Annotated in this window: 20 protein-coding genes; 1 reads left to right on the top strand and 19 read right to left on the bottom strand. The window is 43.0% G+C overall.

The window, feature by feature from the left end:
- Positions 1–81: 81 nt before the first annotated feature.
- The 6 genes from H0G69_RS00535 to H0G69_RS00510 form a co-directional block, all read right to left on the bottom strand.
- On the bottom strand, positions 82–792 hold the full coding sequence (locus H0G69_RS00535) for an ABC transporter ATP-binding protein (protein WP_180304933.1): 711 nt from the start codon (positions 790–792) through the stop codon (positions 82–84).
- Positions 779–1,573, bottom strand: coding sequence for an ABC transporter ATP-binding protein (locus tag H0G69_RS00530; RefSeq protein ID WP_180304932.1), 795 nt, complete (start codon positions 1,571–1,573; stop codon positions 779–781). The genes H0G69_RS00535 and H0G69_RS00530 overlap by 14 nt, the downstream gene beginning before the upstream one ends.
- A 12-nt stretch (positions 1,574–1,585) precedes the next feature.
- Positions 1,586–2,551 carry a branched-chain amino acid ABC transporter permease gene (locus tag H0G69_RS00525; protein ID WP_180304931.1) on the bottom strand — a complete coding sequence of 322 codons (966 nt, stop codon included), beginning with the start codon at positions 2,549–2,551 and terminating at the stop codon, positions 1,586–1,588.
- A gap of 12 nt (positions 2,552–2,563) precedes the next feature.
- Positions 2,564–3,442, bottom strand: a complete 879-nt coding sequence (locus H0G69_RS00520) for a branched-chain amino acid ABC transporter permease (protein WP_180304930.1) — start codon at positions 3,440–3,442, stop codon at positions 2,564–2,566.
- A gap of 22 nt (positions 3,443–3,464) precedes the next feature.
- Positions 3,465–4,655 (bottom strand): ABC transporter substrate-binding protein, encoded by a 1,191-nt coding sequence (locus H0G69_RS00515; protein WP_180304929.1) that lies wholly within the window; start codon positions 4,653–4,655, stop codon positions 3,465–3,467.
- Between the two features lie 541 nt (positions 4,656–5,196).
- Positions 5,197–6,225: an AI-2E family transporter gene (locus H0G69_RS00510; protein ID WP_056968637.1), complete on the bottom strand. Its 1,029-nt coding sequence runs from the start codon at positions 6,223–6,225 to the stop codon at positions 5,197–5,199.
- A gap of 121 nt (positions 6,226–6,346) precedes the next feature.
- Between H0G69_RS00510 and H0G69_RS00505 the strand changes: the two genes are divergently transcribed.
- On the top strand, positions 6,347–7,528 hold the full coding sequence (locus tag H0G69_RS00505) for an SAM-dependent methyltransferase (protein WP_006499331.1): 1,182 nt from the start codon (positions 6,347–6,349) through the stop codon (positions 7,526–7,528).
- A 217-nt stretch (positions 7,529–7,745) separates the two neighbouring features.
- Here H0G69_RS00505 and H0G69_RS00500 read toward each other — a convergent pair whose 3' ends face one another.
- From H0G69_RS00500 to H0G69_RS00440, 13 genes are all read right to left on the bottom strand, one after another.
- A complete protein-coding gene (locus H0G69_RS00500) occupies positions 7,746–8,294 on the bottom strand; it encodes an RBBP9/YdeN family alpha/beta hydrolase (protein ID WP_180304928.1) in 549 nt (182 codons plus the stop codon).
- A gap of 383 nt (positions 8,295–8,677) precedes the next feature.
- Positions 8,678–10,132, bottom strand: coding sequence for a zinc ribbon domain-containing protein (locus H0G69_RS00495; protein ID WP_240164355.1), 1,455 nt, complete (start codon positions 10,130–10,132; stop codon positions 8,678–8,680).
- Positions 10,133–10,134: 2 nt separating this feature from the next.
- A complete protein-coding gene (gene tnpA, locus H0G69_RS00490; RefSeq protein ID WP_180304927.1) occupies positions 10,135–10,563 on the bottom strand; it encodes an IS200/IS605 family transposase in 429 nt (142 codons plus the stop codon).
- Between the two features lie 538 nt (positions 10,564–11,101).
- Entirely contained in the window at positions 11,102–11,479 is a 378-nt protein-coding gene (locus H0G69_RS00485) for an AzlD domain-containing protein (RefSeq protein ID WP_180304926.1), read from the bottom strand.
- Between the two features lie 2 nt (positions 11,480–11,481).
- A complete protein-coding gene (locus tag H0G69_RS00480; RefSeq protein ID WP_180304925.1) occupies positions 11,482–12,414 on the bottom strand; it encodes an AzlC family ABC transporter permease in 933 nt (310 codons plus the stop codon).
- 222 nt (positions 12,415–12,636) lie between these two features.
- On the bottom strand, positions 12,637–13,815 hold the full coding sequence (locus H0G69_RS00475; protein WP_180304924.1) for a sensor histidine kinase: 1,179 nt from the start codon (positions 13,813–13,815) through the stop codon (positions 12,637–12,639).
- A 110-nt stretch (positions 13,816–13,925) separates the two neighbouring features.
- Positions 13,926–14,615 (bottom strand): response regulator transcription factor CroR, encoded by a 690-nt coding sequence (croR, locus tag H0G69_RS00470; protein WP_180304923.1) that lies wholly within the window; start codon positions 14,613–14,615, stop codon positions 13,926–13,928.
- 99 nt (positions 14,616–14,714) lie between these two features.
- Complete coding sequence (locus H0G69_RS00465; protein ID WP_180304922.1) at positions 14,715–14,963, bottom strand: hypothetical protein; 249 nt, start codon at positions 14,961–14,963, stop codon at positions 14,715–14,717.
- A gap of 79 nt (positions 14,964–15,042) precedes the next feature.
- Positions 15,043–15,498, bottom strand: a complete 456-nt coding sequence (locus H0G69_RS00460) for a DDE-type integrase/transposase/recombinase (RefSeq protein ID WP_338124771.1) — start codon at positions 15,496–15,498, stop codon at positions 15,043–15,045.
- A 47-nt stretch (positions 15,499–15,545) separates the two neighbouring features.
- A complete protein-coding gene (locus tag H0G69_RS00455) occupies positions 15,546–16,775 on the bottom strand; it encodes an oligosaccharide flippase family protein (RefSeq protein ID WP_180304921.1) in 1,230 nt (409 codons plus the stop codon).
- An 89-nt stretch (positions 16,776–16,864) separates the two neighbouring features.
- Complete coding sequence (locus tag H0G69_RS00450) at positions 16,865–18,067, bottom strand: glycosyltransferase family 4 protein (RefSeq protein ID WP_180304920.1); 1,203 nt, start codon at positions 18,065–18,067, stop codon at positions 16,865–16,867.
- Complete coding sequence (locus tag H0G69_RS00445; RefSeq protein ID WP_180304919.1) at positions 18,060–19,028, bottom strand: glycosyltransferase family 2 protein; 969 nt, start codon at positions 19,026–19,028, stop codon at positions 18,060–18,062. The genes H0G69_RS00450 and H0G69_RS00445 overlap by 8 nt, the downstream gene beginning before the upstream one ends.
- Positions 19,029–19,062: 34 nt before the next feature.
- Positions 19,063–20,247 carry a hypothetical protein gene (locus tag H0G69_RS00440; protein ID WP_180304918.1) on the bottom strand — a complete coding sequence of 395 codons (1,185 nt, stop codon included), beginning with the start codon at positions 20,245–20,247 and terminating at the stop codon, positions 19,063–19,065.
- Between the last annotated feature and the right edge of the window lie 7 nt (positions 20,248–20,254).

Raw genomic sequence — 20,254 nt, 5'->3', positions numbered from 1 at the left:
TAAATTGTCAAACTTAATAAAAAAGCTCCATCCTGAATGAATGGAACTTTTCTACTATTATATAACATAATTAAAGCGCTTTTAAGCCGATTCGCCAAGGTAAGCCCGCTTAACCTGTGGATCATTCAACAGTTCTTTGCCGGTGCCACTCAACTGAATCTCACCTGAAGCAATCACGTACCCCCGATCGGCAATCGCAAGCGCTTGGTGAGCATTTTGCTCAATTAACAGAATCGTAGTGCCCTGTGCATTGATTTTTTGAATGATTTCGAAAACTTTTTGGATATAGATTGGCGCCAGCCCCATCGATGGTTCATCCAGCAGCAATAGTTTTGGCCCAGCCATCATTGCCCGTGCCATTACCAACATCTGCTGCTCGCCACCGGAAAGCGTTGCCGCGTCTTGATGCTGGCGTTCCTTTAGAATAGGAAACATTTCATAGATATTCTGCAGGCGGGCTTCAATCTGAGCACGATCCTTTTGCAGATAAGCACCCAGCTGCAGGTTTTCCATCACCGTCATGGCCGGAAAAACATGACGCCCTTCAGGAACCTGTGAGATGCCAGCTGCCACAATCTGCGGCGCCTTTTGACCGGTCAGCGATTGGTTCTCATATTCAATCGTACCTGAATTTGGCTTGATGACACCGGAAAGTGCCTTAAGAATCGTTGACTTACCCGCGCCATTAGCACCGATCAGCGTTACGATTTCGCCTTCCTTGACCTCAAAATCAACGTGACGCACGGCTTGAATCGCGCCATAGCTGATGCTCAAATCCTTAACCTGCAGCATTGACATCACCTCCTAAATATGCCTTAACGACGGCTGGATTCTGGCTGACTTCTTTTGGCGTGCCACTGGCCAAAACCTCGCCTTGATCCAGAACGTAGATGCGCTCGGCCAAGTTCATCACCAGTGACATATCATGTTCGATTAAAAGAACGGCCAGATTGTTCTCATCACGCAGCTGCCGAATCATCGTTGTCAGCTCCGCCGTTTCTTCGGGGTTCATCCCCGCGGCCGGCTCATCCAAAAAGATAATCTTCGGCTTGGTTGCCAAGGCCCGCACGATTTCAACGCGTCGCTGCATCCCATATGGCAGCTTGTTGGCTGGACTGTCAGCAACCGCCGTCAAATGATAGCGGTCAATCAGCTTCTGGGCTGCGTCATTCATCTCGCGTTCAGTGCGGTAATAGTGTGGCGTTCGAATAATCGTACCCCAAAAGCTTTCCTTAAATTGATTGTTCAGCGCCGCCATGATGTTTTCCCGCACCGTCATGTCGCCAAACAGTCGAATGTTTTGAAACGTCCGTGAGATACCATGCTGCGCAACACTGGTAGCACCCTTGCCGCTGACCTTATAGAAGCGACCATCATGACGGATGGCAATCGTACCGCTGGTGGCTGGCAAAAGGCCGCTCAACATGTTGAACAAGGTTGTCTTACCAGCACCATTGGGACCGATTAAAGCGACCAACTCATTATCATAGATCGTCATCGAAACGTCATTGACCGCTGTCAGTCCACCAAACTGTCGCGTAACGTTGCGAACGGTTAATAATTTCTCTGCCATAGTTGCTCCTTTCTATGATTCAGCGGCCGCCTGCTTTTTGGCCGTACGTTTTGCCAGCCATTTGCCAATTGAAAACTCGCGCCGGCCCATCAAACCACTTGGCTTAGCAATCATAATGACAATCAGCATGACCGCGTAGATAACCATCCGCAGCGAGCCGAAGTTTTGCAGAATCGTGTCGATTGCGCCTAAGACGACGGCAGCAATTACGGATCCAGTAATGCTGCCAATGCCGCCTAAAACCACGATAATCAGAATCGAAACCGACTCCATGATGTTAAAGTTGCTTGGGGCAATACTCTGCAAGTAGGAAGCATAGAGCGAACCGCCTACAGCTGCCAGTGACGCGCCCATTACAAAGGCCATTAATTTGTACTTAGTTGCGTTGATGCCCATGGCCGTGGCCGCCAGCTCGTCATTGCGAACCGCGCGAATCGCCCGGCCCGTCTTACTGTGAACAAAATTGGCAACGATAATAATCGTCAGACACATCATAATGTAAACGAGCGGCCAAGCGGCAAGCTGGGGAATGTTGTAGAGCCCAGCCGGTCCATTGGTAATCTTTAAGTTATTGGCGGTCAGCCGGATAATTTCGGCCGCCCCCATCGTCGCAATCGCTAAATAGTCGCCTTTAAGCCGCAAGGTTGGAACCCCAACGATCAGAGCAATCACAATCGTAATCACAATGCCAGTAATCATGGAAAAGATCAGTCCTGCAAATGTTGATTCAGTTTGCGTCATAATTCCCGTTGCATAGGCGCCAATTGCCATAAAGCCGGCATGACCCAGCGAAAACTGACCAGAAAAGCCCACGATCAGGTTCAGACTGACGGCCAGGATGATGTTGATGCCCATCATGACCAGCATGTTCTCGATAAACGTATCAACCACGCCAGTCATTTCACCAGCATAGATAATGCCATATCCGGCTGCCATGCAGACGAACCAGATGGCAATGGTCTGCCAACGTGTTTTCATCTTCGCGCCTCCCTAAACCTTTTCTGGCTGCTTGTTGCCAAACAGACCTGCTGGCAAGAACAGCAATACGATAATTAAAACAACATAGACGGCTGCGTCCTTGAAAGCTGAGAAGCCAATCGCCTGCATCAGTGATTCCAGACAGCCAATAATCACGGCCCCGACTGCTGCCCCTGGAATGGAGCCGACACCGCCAACGACAGCGGCGACAAAGGCTTTGATCCCTGGCGTCAGCCCCATCGTTGGTTCAATCGAGTTGTAGTACAGACCAATCAAAACACCGGCCGCACCAGCCATAGCCGAGCCAATTGCAAAGACAAATGAAATCGTACCGTTGATATTGATCCCCATCAGTTCAGCGGCCACGGGATCAGCCGCGGCTGCCCGCATTGCCCGTCCCATCTTGGTTTTCTTAACGATCAGCTGCAAAATAATCATCAAAATAATCGTGGTTGCAAAGATCAACAACTGGATATTGGTTATCCGAATGCCGAACCATTCATAGTTAACCTGTTTGATCACCTGGGGAAAGTCACGGGTGTCGCCAGAGAACAGGACCGACATGCCGTTTTCCAAAAAGTAAGACACCCCAATCGCCGTAATCAAAACGGCAATCCGTGATGAATGACGCAGCGGCCGATATGCGACAAACTCGATCAGCATGCCCACCAGAGCGCAGAAGATCATTGAGCCGAACAGCGCCATGATAAAGTTGAAATGCCAAACGTTGATCGTATAGTAGCCGAAGAACGCCCCCAGCATATAGACGTCACCATGCGCGAAGTGAATAATCTTGATAATCCCATAGATCATCGTATATCCCAAAGCCAACAGCGCGTAGATGCTGCCGAGCGAGAGACCGTTGATCAGTTGCTGCATAAAGATTTGCACGGTTGGTGCCCCCTTTCTTTAATTACTTAACAGTGTAGCCGGCGACAACCTTACCATTGGTCATTTGTTCAACCGACATCTTCATTTGTGGATCATGGTGCTTGTTAACTGAAATCGTACCAGTAACTCCCTTCATGTTCTTGGTCTTAGCCAAGGCTTCCGTAATCTTGTTGGAATTGGTTGAGTCGGCCTTCTTGATGGCATTGGCAACCATCATCGTCGCGTCGTAGCCCAATGCAGAGTAGGTTGGTGCCGTCTGACCGTACTTAGCCTTGTATTCTTTCATAAACTTACGAGCTTCAGCATTGTTCTTAGCCGTAATCGTGGAGAATGGCGTCGTGTAGAAGACGTTGGTTGTGTTGGAAGCACCAGCAATCTTAGCAAGCTTTGGATCTGCCATACCACCAGAACCAACGATTGGGGCCGTGATTCCTGCTTCACGTGCTTGCTTGATAATTACGCCGACTTCAGAGTAGTAGCCCGGAACATAGATGGCATCAATCTTCTTGTTCTTGATAGCCGTGATCAAAGAGCTAAAGTCCTTGTCGCCTTCTTGGAAATACTGAGTAGAAACAATCGTACCCTTGAAGTTCTTCTTAAAGGCTTTGGCAAGTCCCGTCCCGTAATCACTGGAGTTGTCAGCCAGGATGGCAACGCGCTTAGCTTTCAAATGGTCATTGGCAAAGTTGGCTGCCACCTGACCTTGGTAGTTATTTTGAGCTTGAGCCCGGAAAACATACTTTTGGACGCCGCCATTCTTAGTCTTGGTAAAGTCTGGATCAGCCGCAGTTGGTGAAACCAGTGGTACCTGTGCCTTAGTTTGATTTGGAATAGCTGCCGTAGCCGCATTGGTCGTTGCGGGGCCGACCGTAGCAACAACCTTGTCCTTGGTGGTTAATTGTGAAGCAACCGAAGCCGCCGTTGAAGTTGAGGTCTTGTTGTCGCGCGTGATGATCTTGATCTTCATCTTCTTGCCGTTAACCTTAATACCGCCTTTTTTGTTGATGTCGTGAACGGCAAGCTTGATCCCGTTTTCTTCTTGTTGACCATAACCAGCGGCCGCGCCAGACAGTTCCATGTTGACCCCAACCTTAATCGTATTGCCTGAAGCTGAGTTGCCTTTTTGCGAACCAGTTGCGGAACATCCTGCTGCCATCATGGTCATGGCTGCCATCATTATGGCAATCCCCGTTTTCTTATTTTTAATCTTCATAAGCCTGACTCCCCTTGTTTAATTTTTCTCATCATTCAATCAATCAAATATTTTGCTGACTGCATTTGATCAAAGAAAAAAGCCCTCATCCGCAATGGAATGAGGGCTTTTCTCAACCGGTATCGATCGGCCCTCATGCCAACAGAAAGAAGGGCTCAATCGCTGATCAGCAAAAATGCTTAATCACGCAACCGGGTCCTTGACCTGCAGTAGCAGTAGGGCGTTCAATTGAAGAGCCATGTTGTTAAGTTGTTCGAATAATTGCTTTTTCATGATCCATGGCTCCTTTCTTTTGCCGTAGTAAATATTTGATGTGTCTTAGTCTACGAGTTGATCACTAGAAAGTCAACACGTTTTTTAATTCGTTTTTAATTTTGTATTAATCAACAATTTAAAACGATTGCTTTTGAATGAGAATGACAATCCACAACTATCTCGCATTGCCCAACGCCGCCCTTCTTAAATTTCAAATCGCCCACGCCGGATGCCCTGTTGATAAATAAAGACCAGCACCGATTTCCATCAATGCTGGTCGTTAAAACTATTCATTTTGTTTTTTATCGCCAATCGACTTTACTCCCATAATATCAAGCAGGAAAGTAAAAATCGGCACGCCGACGATTAAGCCCCAGGTACCAAACAGTTTTTCACTGACCATCAGCACTACGAACGTATAAAAGATTGGCAGTTCCGTACGGCTGGACATAAACTTGGGATTCAAGACGTACGATTCCAGTGCATGAATTGCAATAATCATAATGATGATGTAGATTACATCGCGAATGCCACCAACTGAATAGCCAACCATGCTCAACGGAATCAGTGAGATGATCACCCCAGCAACCGGCACCAGACTGAAAATAAAGACCATCAAAGCCAGCGCCAGAATCTGCGGCATATGCATAAACATCAAACAGATCGTCGTCAGCGCCGTGTTGCAAAGCGCAATGAAGAACTGTGCCTCTAAGACCACCCCAAACGTATTAACAAACTTCTTGCCAAAATAGTAGATATCCTCAAACAGCCAGCTGAACAATTCACTGGTTAAAAACAAACGGCTAAATGAATACATCTGCTTGAGCTCAATCGTATAAAAGAAACTCAGAATAAATGACATAAAGAACGTCACTGCCATCTTCGTCAGGCTGGTTAAAGTCGAAAAAGCCAGGTTGATGCCATGCTTGACCTGGGCTGTGACGGTTTTGGCACTAATGTAGTGATTGAGCTGTTTGATCAGCCAAGAACCATCCTGCGATTGATAGAATTTTAAGACCGAATTGACCATCTTTACAATCTGCGTGATCAGCAGCGGCAAGTATTTGGTTACCGCAAAGTAGACAGCCGCAATCAAAACGACATAAGTTGCCAGGACCACCAGCAGCGAGGGTAGTCTGGGAATCCAGCGCTGAACGAAGCGAACCCAATGCACTACGATGTATGTAAAGATAAACGTCAGCAGAATTGCGCTCAGCATTCCTCGTACCAAATAGAGCACCCAGATCAACAGCGCCAACACTGCAAATCGCCTTAATGGTACGTTATCGATGAATCGATGCCATGCATTGACCATCCAATCCCTCCTATTTTTAGACAATTTAGCCTAAGTATAGCATGCAATGATGCAAATTCCGCCTAATTTTACTGCCTGGTGTATAATAACCTGCATACGGATTGGAAAGAAGGAAAAGCACATGTTGGAAAAGACATTTTATAAAGTCTTGCTGAGTCGCTCATTTACCATCCCCGTCAAAATCGTATTCTGGGATGGTTCCTCAGTCGTTTACGGCAATGGCGAGCCGCAAGCAACGATCCGGTTCAACGAGAAGATCCCAGTGCGCGACCTGACCAAAAACGCTTCAATCGCTTTAGGCGAGGCCTTCATGGATAAGAAAATCGAAATTGACGGCAGCATTCAAAAAGTCATTGAATCGGCCTACGAAAGCAAAGACAGCTTTATGCGCAGCAGCAAGTTCCGCCATATGATGCCCAAACAGAGTCACGGTGAAAAGGAAAGCGCCAGTGACGTCCAAAGCCACTATGACGTCGGCAACGATTTTTATAAGCTGTGGCTGGATGACACGCTGACCTATTCATGTGCCTACTTTACCAATGGCAACCACGATGACCTGACAGCTGCTCAAATGGCCAAGGTGCACCACATCATCAACAAGCTCCATCCGCAACCAGGTAAGACGCTGCTTGATATTGGCTGCGGCTGGGGTACCTTGATGCTGACGGCTGCTCGCGAATACGGGCTGAAAGTTACCGGCGTCACGCTGAGCAAGGAACAGTATCGGCTAGTGCAGAACACGATTGAAAAAGAGCACCTGCAGGACGTGGCCGAGGTCTTGTTGATGGACTATCGTGAACTAGGCGATCGGCAATGGGACTACATCGTTTCTGTGGGGATGTTTGAACACGTCGGCAAGGAAAATCTAGGCCTGTACTTTAAAGACGTTGCCCGCTACCTGACCAATGACGGCGTGGCACTGATTCATGGCATCACGCGACAGCAAGGCGGGGCCTACAACGGCTGGATCAACAAGTACATCTTCCCTGGCGGCTATGTCCCTGGACTGCAGGAAATGGTTGGCCATATCGTTGAAAACAACCTGCAGATTGCTGATATCGAAATGCTGCGGCGTCACTATCAGCGTACCCTGGAGATCTGGGACATGAACTTCAACGCCCACCGCGCTCACATTCAAGACATGATGGGTGAGCGGTTCACGCGCATGTGGGATCTGTATCTGCAGGCATGCGCGGCCTCGTTTGAATCCGGCAACATTGACGTCATGCAGTTTCTGATTACTAAAGGCGCATCCGGCAAAAACCTGCCAATGACGCGCGACTACATGAGCAACAAGCACTAACTGAACTACCTGCGCTTATGGCAGCAGGGGATGAATCGCCAAAATTGGATAAAAAGATCCGTCACGTCAGCAGCGTGGCGGATTTTTGTTTTTGAAGATTAAGGCAGTCTGGGGCTTGCAATGAATCTTATAAGAATGCCAGTGCAGGAACCAGTCAGTCAGCACCGCCAGTTACGAAATAATACTGGTCGAATTGAATCTGGCAAGCGTCACCCAGTCAGTCAACGCTGGTAACGCGCTTCAGTTCCGTCAATGCCAACGGAAATTCCGTAAAGCCATCACTGGTTAGGAAATGCCCGCCATCAGGACGCACGATCAGCTTGGCCCCCAGACGATTAGCCATGGCAACCCCGAATTGGTAAGGCGCGATCGGATCATTTTGCGCTACGATCATGGTCGCGCGGCTGATCTTTGGCCGTACCTGGCGATAGTCAACACTGCCCTGCATAAATTCATCCAGTCCGGCATAGTTTGGCAGCGGCTGATCAAACGCCCCCACCAAAAGCAGGCCCACGTTCTTAACGTCATGACGAGCCAGCCATCGCACTGCCGTTATGCAGCCCAGACTATGCGCTACCAGCGTAATCCCATCTTCGGCCTTGATTTGATCATCAACTGCCTGATCCCATGCTGCCTGTTGCGGGGCAAATGGATCCGGCAGCCAGAGACGATCCAGCTCAATTGCCGGCCGGGCCGCTTTTTCCAGCCATGGGAACCAGTCATCATCACGAGTAGAGGTCCCATGAATCAAATATGCCTTTTTCATTAAATTGCTCCCCTCATTTTATCGGTTCTTGGTCCAATTATAAGCTGATTCGCCCCATCCAGCCTAACTCAAAGTGGTGAACTACCCGCCCATAAATGGCCGGGCTTCGGATCTACACGGCAGCAGAGTACCATGTGATGTGCAGTTGTGAGCCACACTCCGAAGACGTTTAGACCATGCCAGAGGCTTGCACCTCTGGGGTTCCGTTTAAAGAACTCCACAGTGATTTCGCTCAACGTTTTGCCCAAGGGCTCAGAGAGATACGCCAACCACTGCTCTTATATAGTCTTTAAGGACGGCAAGGTTCTGTCCCGCCCAGGAAATTAATTCCATTCTAAATATTATATTTACTAACTGGTTAGAGTTCGATTCTAGCCAGCTTTTTAGTGCTTGCGATTCTTTTTTGAGTTAACTTCGATTAACCAATTCGGCTTGATTCCTTTTGGCAGTTCGGCTTCTTCGACACCTGCTTTCTTAGCTTTGCGAATAGCAGCTTGCCGTTCGCGATACTTGATGTGTTTTTTAGGATTAATTGCCCACGCCAAAATATTTCGACTAGCGTTTAAATCACGATTGATTTTCTTGCCCGTGTACTTAGAAATCCATTCTCGATCCGATGGATCGTGTTTTTCTTGATAGTCGGTGCCATACTCAACCTGACTAGTCTTGTAACTGTCTACCTTAATCAAGGTCTTGCCTTCACGATCGGCAACCTGGGTTAACAGCTGTGAAAATTCATAAGGTTTAATTTTAGCCAATTTACGATTTTTAGCGTGATTACCAACTTTATTAAAGGCAGTTGACTCACGGCGCATTTCTTTAGCATCAAGCTGTTCAATAGCAATCAGATTGTGGCCTTCAAACAGTTTTTTTGCCATGTGTCGATAAGCTTCCGTTAAAATATTCGTGCGTCGAACATTACAGTAACGAATCAGTTCAGTAAGCTTAACTAGTCGTTGACAATTAGGGTTAAGAAATTTCTCTAAATGGCTTCGTTGGCTTTTAAGGTCATTGATAATGCATTCGTACTTATCAGCCTTAATTGAGATCTTAGAATCCAAATAGATTCGTTGGTTCTCGGAAGTATGGAAAATCTTGTTGTCCTTCATGTTCCAGTCGGCCCCAATTTTCTTGGTTGGTTTACGTCGCCGATGTTGATCTTTAAGCACCAACTGCAGTTCAAACGTGCCATCGCCTTTACGCTTAATTTTAGACGTAACAATGTTTTGGTGTTTAAGATGCTTAATGTTGTCGATTGTCTGTAAGTCACCATAATCTTGAATCTTAATATGATGAGCCGAAAGTACTTCAATTTGACCGTTGCTTGGTAGTGAAATGGTCGAATGGCTCTTGCCATTACGCAAGTATGCCAATGAACCTTTACGGTACCAAGAACGATGTTGTGGATTATTACCGTGAATATTGTTACGGTAATCCTCTTTTTCTTGATCCGTCATCTTGGCAGCCTTTTTCAGCACCTTCCGGTACTCACCAAAATTGGTCATTAATCCCATTAAGAATTGATGAGCTGCTTGCGAATGCAAGCCGATCTTTTCAAGATCCCAACGTTTAAGCTTTGGATAACGTTCAGCAAGATAACGTTTTTCGATTTCGTCCTTAATTACGTACATTTTATCTGTACGTGTACTAGGGTATAGACGTTCTAGATGCTTATAACCATAGGTTTTTTCTAAGTATTTAACAGCATATTGATGCAAGTCATTTTCCACTGCAATATTTTGCTCAAACTTCTGTGCTAATTTCTCCGTCGCTGCCAGTCGATAACGGCGAACCCGGATATATTCAGTTTTAACTGGTAGTTGGACGGCCACTGACATAACTATTGTTCCTTCTTTCTTTGATCGTCAATATACCTAGCTACCGCTTGCTCATTAACTGCACCAATACTTTCTACGTAGTAACTTGGCGACCATAGGTGTCGCCCTTTTTGTTTCCAGTAACTGGTTTGTAGTTCAGGACACTGCCGAAACAACTGATAGGCCGTGATTCCTTTAAGCCAACGAATAATGTTTGTAACGGAAAGTTTTGGAGGGGCACTAACCAGTAAGTGAACGTGATCATCTTTGTCAATTTCCATATGAGCAATTTCAAAGCCGTATTCCTTAGCAATATCGTAAACAAGCTGTTTAAAGACTGCCTCGACATGGCCTTTTAAGACCTTGTTGCGGTACTTTGTGCCCCAAATAATATGATAGTTTAAATTATAGACGGAAGTTCGCCCATATGTAAGTCGATTAGTATCTTTCATATCAACCATTATAACACATTTATATGTCTCCATATGCCCTAAAGGGCGAAAAAAATAGGCAATTCATCACGTCCTTAAAAGAATGTGTTTCCTTGCCATTTCTCAAAAAGCGCCATTTTCAAATCGAACCAGGCAATCACGCAACTATTTGGCTAACCAGTGACGGATTAAATTGACCGAATTGACTAAAAGATGGCAAATTAACTGGTGCGGACATTCTGACAGCCACCAATGGAATACTATCGGCAGTCCAAATAGCAGGCAATCACCAATGAGATCTTACCCGCAGCCGAGCAGTCACCGATGCATTGCTCATAGCACTCGCTTTGCCCAAAACTGAAATTCGAACACGTCAATTTGGCAAAACCATTATGATGCACCACAACGACTCAATGATCAAACCGCAATGAAATTTAAAAAGCGCCATTTTCAGCCAGCGCGGACAATTCCGACGCAAGGCAGCCCATGATGATCATGCCAGGCTCAGAACCCAGCCATCATGTTTTTGAAAATGACGCTTCAATTATTTGCAATTGTTTTAAATTACCAAAGAAATCAGCCATACCGCGGCCAGCCCGCCGATTACCGAAACGGCCATGGAACGCGTAAAATAGGCAACGATCATTACGATAACAGCTGCCAGAATTTGACTGACATGACTAAATGGCACAAAGGCGTAGGTCTTGCTCATAAAAATCGACTTAACGACCAATGCCGTAAACAGACTGACCGGCACGTACTTCATCCATTCGTTAAACCACAGCGGAATCTTCCGGTTGGTAAAGAAACGCATTGGAAAGTAGCGCGGGATGAATGCCGCAATGGCCGCGATCACGATGACGATCAAATGATAGGTCAGGTTGTGATGACTGGGCACCAACGACAGCACCGGCATACCAGTTAATAAATCACTCATGTCTATTTATCTCCACTCGATTTCTTGCTCTCCTGCTTGACCGCTGCCGAATCACTGGCTGCTTCATCGGTTTTGGCATCATTTTGCAGTTTTTCTTTCAACTCGGCTTTCAGCTCGGCCTCAACCTCAGCTTCCCGATCCTTTTCCTGCCGGTCGCTGATCGTATCACGCGATAAAGCCGGTCGGAAAAGTTTGCGCATGATCCAGGCATTGTCGGGATGATCAGAACGTTGGCGAACCGTATTTTCGATCATAAAACCGATAAACGAGGCAATCAAAGTAGCAATGATGATTCCCAGCGTACTCTTGGTCAGACTCAAGAAGATGACTGCCAGCACCGCTGAAACCAGACTGATCAACAGTGACAAGTGATTGCGCACCTGCATCACGATCATGTACAAGAACAGCGCCGTCAAGGCAAAGTCAACGATTTCCAGATCGATGTGCACGGCACTGCCGATCAGGCCGCCGACCATATTGCCCCCCGCCCATGATAAAAGCGAATAGTGCTCTACCAACAAGGCATCTTTAGGCGTCCAGTTTTTGTCGGTCGCAAATTTCAGATAGTTGACGGCATAGTTTTCGTCGTTCATTGAAACGGAAAACAGCCAAACGAAGCGCTGCGACTCATTTTGCATATACTTGGAAAGACTGGATCCCAGCAATGCATAGCGCAGTTCCAAGAAAAACAGCGTCATAAAAATTGAGGAGATGGGTGCATCAAGCATCAACAGCGAAGCCAAGATGAATTGAGCCCCGCCGGAGAAAACCATCACCGAAACAAGAAACGTCAGCAGGAAGTTCATCCCCGCGGCGTGTAACAAAATCCCACAGGCAACGCCAATTGGCACGTAACTCAGGCAAAGCGGCATCGAAACGCCCAAGACCTGCAGCCATCTGGCACCTTCTGGATTGATTTGCTGTGCTTTAGCCAAAAAGTATATCCCCCAGCATTTAAATGTTTTTCATCTTTTATCTCGTATTCCTTTGAACACGATGCAATTCCAGTCTAACATATTTAAATTTTAAAGAATACCAGAATAGCCCGATTTAGTTCGGTTTTTGCTGAGCGTTAAGCAAAACTGATTTTCCGACTGCCTAAATCATTGCCCGAACGTCAACTCAACGATTCAACTGCTACGCTTTGATAGATATAATTACTCAGCTGGCTGTGCTTTGGCTGCGTCTCCATTGACTGCTGCTTCAGATGGCGCGGTTTGACTGGCTGGCAGCACCACGGTAAAGGCAGTTTCCTTTTCATCAGAAGCTACCGAGACCTGACCATGATGCCGATCCACGACGCCCTTGACGATTGCCAGACCCAGCCCAGTCCCGCCAGTCTCCTTGGAACGCGATGACTCAACGCGATAGAAACGGTCAAAGACGTGCTTGAGCGACTTTTGCGGAATCGGTTCCCCATTATTGGCGACTTTGACGATAATCATTTCCTGGTAGCGCGAGGCCGAAAGCTTGATCCAGGTTGCTCCATGACCATACTTCAAGGCATTTGACACCAGATTGCTGAAAACCCGGCCCAGTTTTTCCGGATCGGCTTCAATCATCAGCGGTTTGGAATCAACATGCGTGGAAATCTCAATTCCTTTTTTCTCGGCTTCTAGCTCAAAACTGGCGCTGACCTGTTCCAACAGCGGATCCAGATCAACCTTCATTAAGTTAAGCGGGGCGCCATGCTGCTGCACCTTGGTAAATTCAAACAGATCATCGACCATGCCTTTCATCTGCACGGCTTTTTCATAGGCAATGTGGGTATATTGCAAGATGTCCTGCTCGTTATGATACTGTTTGTTTTCGATTAACCCCAGATAGCCGATAATGCTGGTCAGCGGCGTGCGCAGGTCATGGCTGACGTTGGTGATCAGTTCATCTTTAGACTTTTCCACCTGCCGCTCATCATCCATTGACTGAACGACGCTATCGACCAGCGTATTGACACTGGTGATGACGTCTTGCAATGAACCGTTGAGCTTAAATGGAATGCGGTGATCCAAATGTCCCTGCGCGATGTAATGCAGTTCTCTGATAATGTGATCCTGCTGGTATTGCCGGTAGCGCCGCATCAATCGCCACCAGAGGACCCAGACATCGATCACCAGCATGATGCCGGTCACGATACGCTGGTAGCTCCAAATGCGAATCTCCATCGGGCCAAACGCCAAGGACTGCTTAATGATGAAAATCCCGCTGTTGACGCCAGGATTATGCCGCACGATCCATTGCAGAATCACGACGATGGCCAGATTGATCATGGCCAGCAAGATCACCGTTGAGACGCCCTCGAAAAACAGCGAGCTCTTTTCACGCGTAGTTAATTTCAAACTTTACCCCCCTAACCGCCCACGGAAATGCCGCGAGCCTGCCGATCAAACATGATAAAAGGCCCAATGCCCATTCATCTGAGCGCCGGACCTCATCTATCAAATCAAAACTAGTGGCTTTCAACCTTGTAGCCAACGCCCCATACCGTTTCGATGACCTTTTCGCCACCGGTAGCGGCTTCGATCTTATCGCGCAGGTGGCTGACGTGAACCATGACCGTCTTAGCCGAAACCACGGATTCCTGCTGCCAAACCCGTTCAAAAATATCATCCGCACTGAAAACACGGTTGGGATGGCTAGCCAGCAGGTACAAAATCCCAAATTCCAGCGCCGTCAGCTGAATCGTATCACCCTTGAGCGTCTTGACCTCGTGCGAATCTTTGTTGATCACCAACGGGCCAACGTTCAAGACATCTGGCTCATCATTGGTCAGATCGCCTTTACTCCGCCGCAGCAGGGATTTGACACGGGCCATGACCTCCAGCGGATTGAACGGCTTGGTGACATAATCGTCAGCCCCCGTAATCAAGCCTTGAATCTTGTCCATGTCCGTTGTCTTGGCCGAAACCACCAAAATTGGAATGGATGAATCCTTGCGCACCTGCTTGATAACTTCCATCCCGTCCATTTCTGGCATCATGATGTCTAGGATTACCAAGCCAATGTCCGGATTGGTGTTTAACTTGGTCAGGGCTTCTTTGCCGTTGTAGGCCGTGATTGGCTCATAGCCTTCATTGCGGACATAGATTTCTAATAATTGAACGATGTCTTTATCGTCATCAACAATCAAAATTTTCATAAGCCGTACTCCTCATTTTTTCGTAATTTAACTTCTTTCATTATAACGATCCTAAAAGAAAAAAGCTCGCATCAGGCGCGGGCTTTAGAAATGTTTAAATTACAGTCGTTCCAGCGCGTGATACTTCAAAATATCATCATCGCTCAACAAGGTGTTTTGCCCTTTTGCATGTGCGATGCTCCAAGGGGTTCCCGGCCGATGCGTCAGATTGTCTGCCTCGTGGTTCCAGGCATCGTGTTGCTGATAGTATTGACCGTATTTTTGCGCCGTTTCGTTAACGATGTCAATAATTCGTTGAGCATCATCAAGCGCGACGACCTTTGGCATGAAGTCATAGTTATCAGCCAACTTATCGGTATATTTGTTGTCACGGTAAACCGGGTACTATACCCTGTCAAGGTAACACTTAAAAAAATAAAAAATTAGTCTATACGGCCTCATTGCGGAAGTCCTCCGCGGTGAGGTTGTTTCGTTTGCTGGAAATCTCGACTGTGTTGAAGTATTCAACACCCTGCTTAACCAAATCTTTCAGTTCTGCCAAAGTTTGCAGATGTGAATGATGCGCCATCCATATGTACTTAAAATCGCCCCAATAGTGCTCAATTACTGCGTTATCAGCCGGAGTGCCAGGCGCAGAGAGACTGTGCTTACTATTATTGCTGGTTAAATAGTTATAGGTATAGGCAGCGCCACGATCGGTATGAATCATTGGTGCGAAGGTCCCAGCTTGCTTAGCGGCGCGTTTAAAGGCTTCAATTGCGGCTTCTGCCGTCTCAGTTGGTGAAATATGATAACTGAGCGCATAACGACCAAAGCACCCCATACACCATAGCAAATATCTAAATATTATTTGCACGTTTAAGGCTAATAGAGAAGACCGCATCATTTTTTAAATAGTTATAAGGTAATTTTAATTGTCAATGGTTAAACTCAGTTAAATAATCTCCTATACTTATAAGCTATACCTACTCTGTAAATAGTCATAAATAGTTCAGTCAAAGTTCTTACTAACAAAAGGTAGCTAAAAGTGAAATTATGACTAAATATCAACAAAGCTATACCTACTACTTGTAATATGCCAGTTGCGACTGTTGTAGATGTAACTTCCTTTGCTTTATTAATTGCACCTAAAAGGGGCCATCCAAAAAGAATACTAAAGAAACTAATGATTATTAAAGGAACTGCTTCTCTAAGATACTTTGCAACCACTGTATACTTATTTCCAGCTATGATGGCTATTATCAACTTTGATTCCCCAAAAAGGATAGCAGACCCTATAAGAAGAATAGGTACAAAAAAGCAGATAATTTTTAGGAATAGTTTTATATTCTTCTCTTTAATCATACGCGGATATATACCGTTAGAGATAGGATTATACATGGACTGTATTGCACCCACTATTGACATCAGAATTCCCCAATAAGCAACATCGGACGCCGACAAATAAATACCAACAAAGAAGGTATTGAGGGCTCCAAAAGTTGTGCTAGCCGCATCAGACAAGAAGTAGACAAAAGAATTTTTTATAGCCTTTACTACATTTAAGAAACCATCAAATTTTATTCTGTAGCCCATGTCTTTCACTTCTTTATTAACCCAAATAACAGCAAAAATTGTACCAATAATATCAAGAATAGGTATCAAATCTAAATCATTTTCGTTTTTAATAAAAACAAAGGTTAGTAAGGTTGATATTCCCTTCATAATTAGAAAACGTATTGTAACTATTTGCATTTGCTCAAGGCCACGAAAAAGATAATCGTATAAAAAAATAGAAAGGAAAGGTGTTAAAAATGACAACAACACAAAACGGGGATGCCTATTCAAAATAGGAATCCTCGCTATCATTACAAGTAGGACAACAAAAGCTATAAAGCTCAAAAATAATTTTGAAATGGTTACCGTTCCTAAAACTTTATTAATTGTGTCTTTTTTTCCTCTTGATAATACAATATCCCTCGTCCCAGATAACAGGAATCCAAACTCAATAATCAACGTAGTATAAACCATTATCGACTTAACATAGCTTACAACTCCATAACCATCTACTGATAATACTCGTGTTAAATAAGGTAAAGTTAAAAGCGGTAGCAATAATTGCGAAAAATTCATTAAATATAACATGAAAATGTTTACTACTACCGTTTTTTTCTTATTCAAACTGGTTTCACCTCTTAACCGTCTACCAAAAATATATTCTACTAAAGATCTCAATCAAAAAACAAAATTACCTTAATGCTTTCGGGTATTTAAGATAAATGTAAGATATTAATAAAATCGTTGTAAAAATCTTCTAATTTCCAACCACTCTCATACGATTTAATAGTATATGTACCATTCAAAAAGCTAGAAATACACCTTACTAAATTATCCACAACTCTCTTTTTATGGTCGATTACTATATTCTCCCTTTTTACATATTCTGGGATACCACCAGAATTTGTGGTAATCAGAGGTCTTCCTGCCGTAATTGTCTCAATTACTGTTAAAGGTGCAGCATCTGGGCCTGTAGAAGGAAGTACAACTAAATCAGCTAAAGTATAGACAACAGGCATCTCTGAATAATTAATAAATCCCGTAAATTTCACACTGTTTTTCAATGATTCAACAAGATTAAATAGTTCCATTTCAAAATCAGATTTAATATCACTCTTATAGTAGGCACCACCAACAATAAGTAGAATTGCATCCTTTGGATTAATTTTCTTCCATGCTAATAGCAATTCTTTGATACCTTTATCTTTATATAATCTGCCACTAAATAATACAATTTTTTTGTCACCTAAGCCGTATTTTTGCCTATAAGTCCTAAGCTGTTTATCATTAAGAGTAATATGAAACTTCTTTTCGTCCACTTTGTTTTTAAGCACCACCATATGACTCTGTTTTTGAATATCATCTGGTAAAGTAGACAGAACATACGAACTAACTCCAATTATTGCAGCTGAGTTAACTAAAATATTCTCGCATCCATAAAAACTAGGGGTTATGTTATGAATATGATAATAATACCGTCCTTTATATTTTTCATTATTATGAAAAAGCCTCATACAATACAATAGTGACCCATGGTTTTCTAGAACAACCCTATCGTAATTAACCCTTCTTAAATTCTGGGCAACCTTATATATAAAAAAGATTCTTTGTAAAATATATCTATAAGAGGTAATTTTCTTCTTTTTAAAGAATTTCTTTACAAAAAAATAAATTAATTTATCAGTAGCTTTGATAATTGCGGGAATCTTAATAAAGACATAATTAGAATTTTTTGTTTGTTTTGCAGCTTCATATGCCGCCTTATCAAATATCGAAAAAAAGGTAAACTTAACATTTAATGATCCTTCATTGCATTTCCTTAGTGATTCCACCAAATTTTCTACAGCCCCACCCTTAACTGGTGGAAAAGGAAGAGCTCCGGGAATAACAAATGCTATCTCATGTATTTTAGACATTATGAACTCCTTTTATATAAAAGTAAGAAAGGTACAATGATTTGGCTATGATAGACTTAACAAAATAATGAATACTACCACTTTTTAATGGCTTACAATAACTTAAAATCTTCTTCATTGTTTCCGATTTAAAATGAGTTCTATAGAATCGTAAGTCTCTTTTTTTGTTCAAAATATTTATTTCTACACCAATTGCTGAATCTGTTGCAATCCTTGATTTAACTGAAGTGCTCATATAATTTGTATTCTCTGAGAAATCATTTAATGCTGCTAACATTTTAAGAACTACTATCTCTTTATCTGGATACCACTTCCATTTAGTAGAAGTATCACTATATATGTAATACAAATATAAAGCCTTATTTAAGGTTTCAATTGTTTTAACACATGGAATATATTTGCAATTAAACAATATATCTTCAACAGATGAAACATCATCAAATCTTAGATTAAAATCAGTAATTATGCTTCTCTTATAAAGTTTATTACATGCACTATTAATTGTATTGTCTTTAAAAATAGACACTAAACTTTTCACATTGTCTTCTTTATGGTAAATTTTATCTTCACTATTAATAATGACACTTCTTTTACTACCATTAATCTTCATTAATCCAAATATATACAGATCCGTTTGAGTAACAGCTATCTTATCAAGTAGAGATGGTATTTCATCTCCGCTTAATTCATCATCTGCATCAATAAACCATATATATTGACCTGTTGCATGAGCAATACCACAATTTCTACTTGGTCCGAGTCCGTGTCCCTCAAGATTAAAAACACTTATCTTACTATATTCGTTTGCTATTTTAATACTATTATCTGTTGAATGGTCATCGATACAGATTATTTCGACAGGTTGGTTTTCTACAAATTTATAGAAAGAATCTATACATTTTTTTAACGTTAATGCATTATTATGCATAGCAATTATAATTGATAACAATGGTTGATCCATCTTTATCTCCTTCACACTTTTAATTTAATTAAAATCAAATACCCAACTGGACATATATTAGACTAGCTCTCAAATTATCAACAAGTATAAGAACTGAAAGTGCAAATATTAAAGTAAACAGTAATATTTGAATAAGTCTTGTTTCTCTCGAAAGAGTGTACTTTGAATCTTTCCAATTTGATATTTGACAAAAATACGGAATAGAAGCAAATAAAAGCACAGTCGTATATCTCCCAAACGCCAAGGGATTAAACAATGAACCCAAAGTAAAACAAATAATAAGAAGCACAAATTCATTGTATTTTTTATCTGTATCAGTCCATAGATTTGAACAAATAAATACCAGCATTATAATAAAAAACAATAATAATGATCTAATAAATTCAATCTGAGAAAACGAACTCTGATCTTGATACTGATTACTCTTTATAAAAATAGAAGAGAAGAAAGGAATAAAAACTAGATTGGAAATGATATATACAATAAAATCCTGAGCGAATTTAGTAAATAATAGCGCTACGTCTAACATTCTCATTATCGGTTTTCTATCGACAAAAAGATTGGTTAAAATAAATAGAAGCACAGGTATAGCAATTAATGGGTGAATCAACATCAATAAAAGATAAATCCCCCAAAAAGCAAAATTTCTTTTTTTACAAACGAGTTTTAACCATACACAGTAACTAAATACTGATGCAACTATATATGTTCTAAACCCAGACACTACTCTCATAAAAGGTAATAAAGCAAAAAAAAGAAAGCCTGTCATTACAAGCGTTTTTCGGGAATTTATGTACTTCTCTGATACACCCCCCATTAACCTAATTGAACAATAAATTACAATAAATGCTACGAACGCTAACAAAAACTTATTAGGTACATATGAAAAAACAAACATTAATAATAACGTGCCTGGAATTCCACCGTATGTTGATTGCTCGCTTATTTCAATACCACTGTTTCCACCTATAGGATAGGAATACATATAATTTAAAGTATTCTTTATACCTGATAATTCTCGATACGTTCTAAATGTATTTAAGTCATTAAAATATCTGACAAAATCTAGATTATTTCCCATGATAGTTGGAGTAATAAAAAAAGCAAAAATAGCAAAAAAGCAAGCAATTATTAGGCTTTTATACTTAGACTTTATATTATCTAGGCTCAAAATAATTAGAGATACGGTCGAAATACAAAGATAGGCTACAGCAAACATTCTCTAT

The sequence above is a fragment of the Limosilactobacillus mucosae genome (assembly GCF_013423865.1).
GTDB classification, from domain to species: Bacteria; Bacillota; Bacilli; order Lactobacillales; family Lactobacillaceae; genus Limosilactobacillus; species Limosilactobacillus mucosae.
This window is presented reverse-complemented; position numbering and strand designations above follow the sequence as displayed.

Bases quoted from the DNA above. Each gene is read 5' to 3' on its own strand.
- H0G69_RS00535 (WP_180304933.1), bottom strand. From the start codon at position 792: ATGCTGCAGGTTAAGGATTTGAGCATCAGCTATGGCGCGATTCAAGCC.
- H0G69_RS00530 (WP_180304932.1), bottom strand. From the start codon at position 1,573: ATGGCAGAGAAATTATTAACCGTTCGCAACGTTACGCGACAGTTTGGT.
- H0G69_RS00525 (WP_180304931.1), bottom strand. From the start codon at position 2,551: ATGAAAACACGTTGGCAGACCATTGCCATCTGGTTCGTCTGCATGGCA.
- H0G69_RS00515 (WP_180304929.1), bottom strand. From the start codon at position 4,655: ATGAAGATTAAAAATAAGAAAACGGGGATTGCCATAATGATGGCAGCC.
- H0G69_RS00510 (WP_056968637.1), bottom strand. From the start codon at position 6,225: ATGGTCAATGCATGGCATCGATTCATCGATAACGTACCATTAAGGCGA.
- H0G69_RS00505 (WP_006499331.1), top strand. From the start codon at position 6,347: ATGTTGGAAAAGACATTTTATAAAGTCTTGCTGAGTCGCTCATTTACC.
- H0G69_RS00500 (WP_180304928.1), bottom strand. From the start codon at position 8,294: ATGAAAAAGGCATATTTGATTCATGGGACCTCTACTCGTGATGATGAC.
- H0G69_RS00495 (WP_240164355.1), bottom strand. From the start codon at position 10,132: ATGTCAGTGGCCGTCCAACTACCAGTTAAAACTGAATATATCCGGGTT.
- tnpA (WP_180304927.1), bottom strand. From the start codon at position 10,563: ATGAAAGATACTAATCGACTTACATATGGGCGAACTTCCGTCTATAAT.
- H0G69_RS00485 (WP_180304926.1), bottom strand. From the start codon at position 11,479: ATGAGTGATTTATTAACTGGTATGCCGGTGCTGTCGTTGGTGCCCAGT.
- croR (WP_180304923.1), bottom strand. From the start codon at position 14,615: ATGAAAATTTTGATTGTTGATGACGATAAAGACATCGTTCAATTATTA.
- H0G69_RS00460 (WP_338124771.1), bottom strand. From the start codon at position 15,498: ATGCGGTCTTCTCTATTAGCCTTAAACGTGCAAATAATATTTAGATAT.
- H0G69_RS00450 (WP_180304920.1), bottom strand. From the start codon at position 18,067: ATGTCTAAAATACATGAGATAGCATTTGTTATTCCCGGAGCTCTTCCT.
- H0G69_RS00445 (WP_180304919.1), bottom strand. From the start codon at position 19,028: ATGGATCAACCATTGTTATCAATTATAATTGCTATGCATAATAATGCA.
- H0G69_RS00440 (WP_180304918.1), bottom strand. From the start codon at position 20,247: ATGTTTGCTGTAGCCTATCTTTGTATTTCGACCGTATCTCTAATTATT.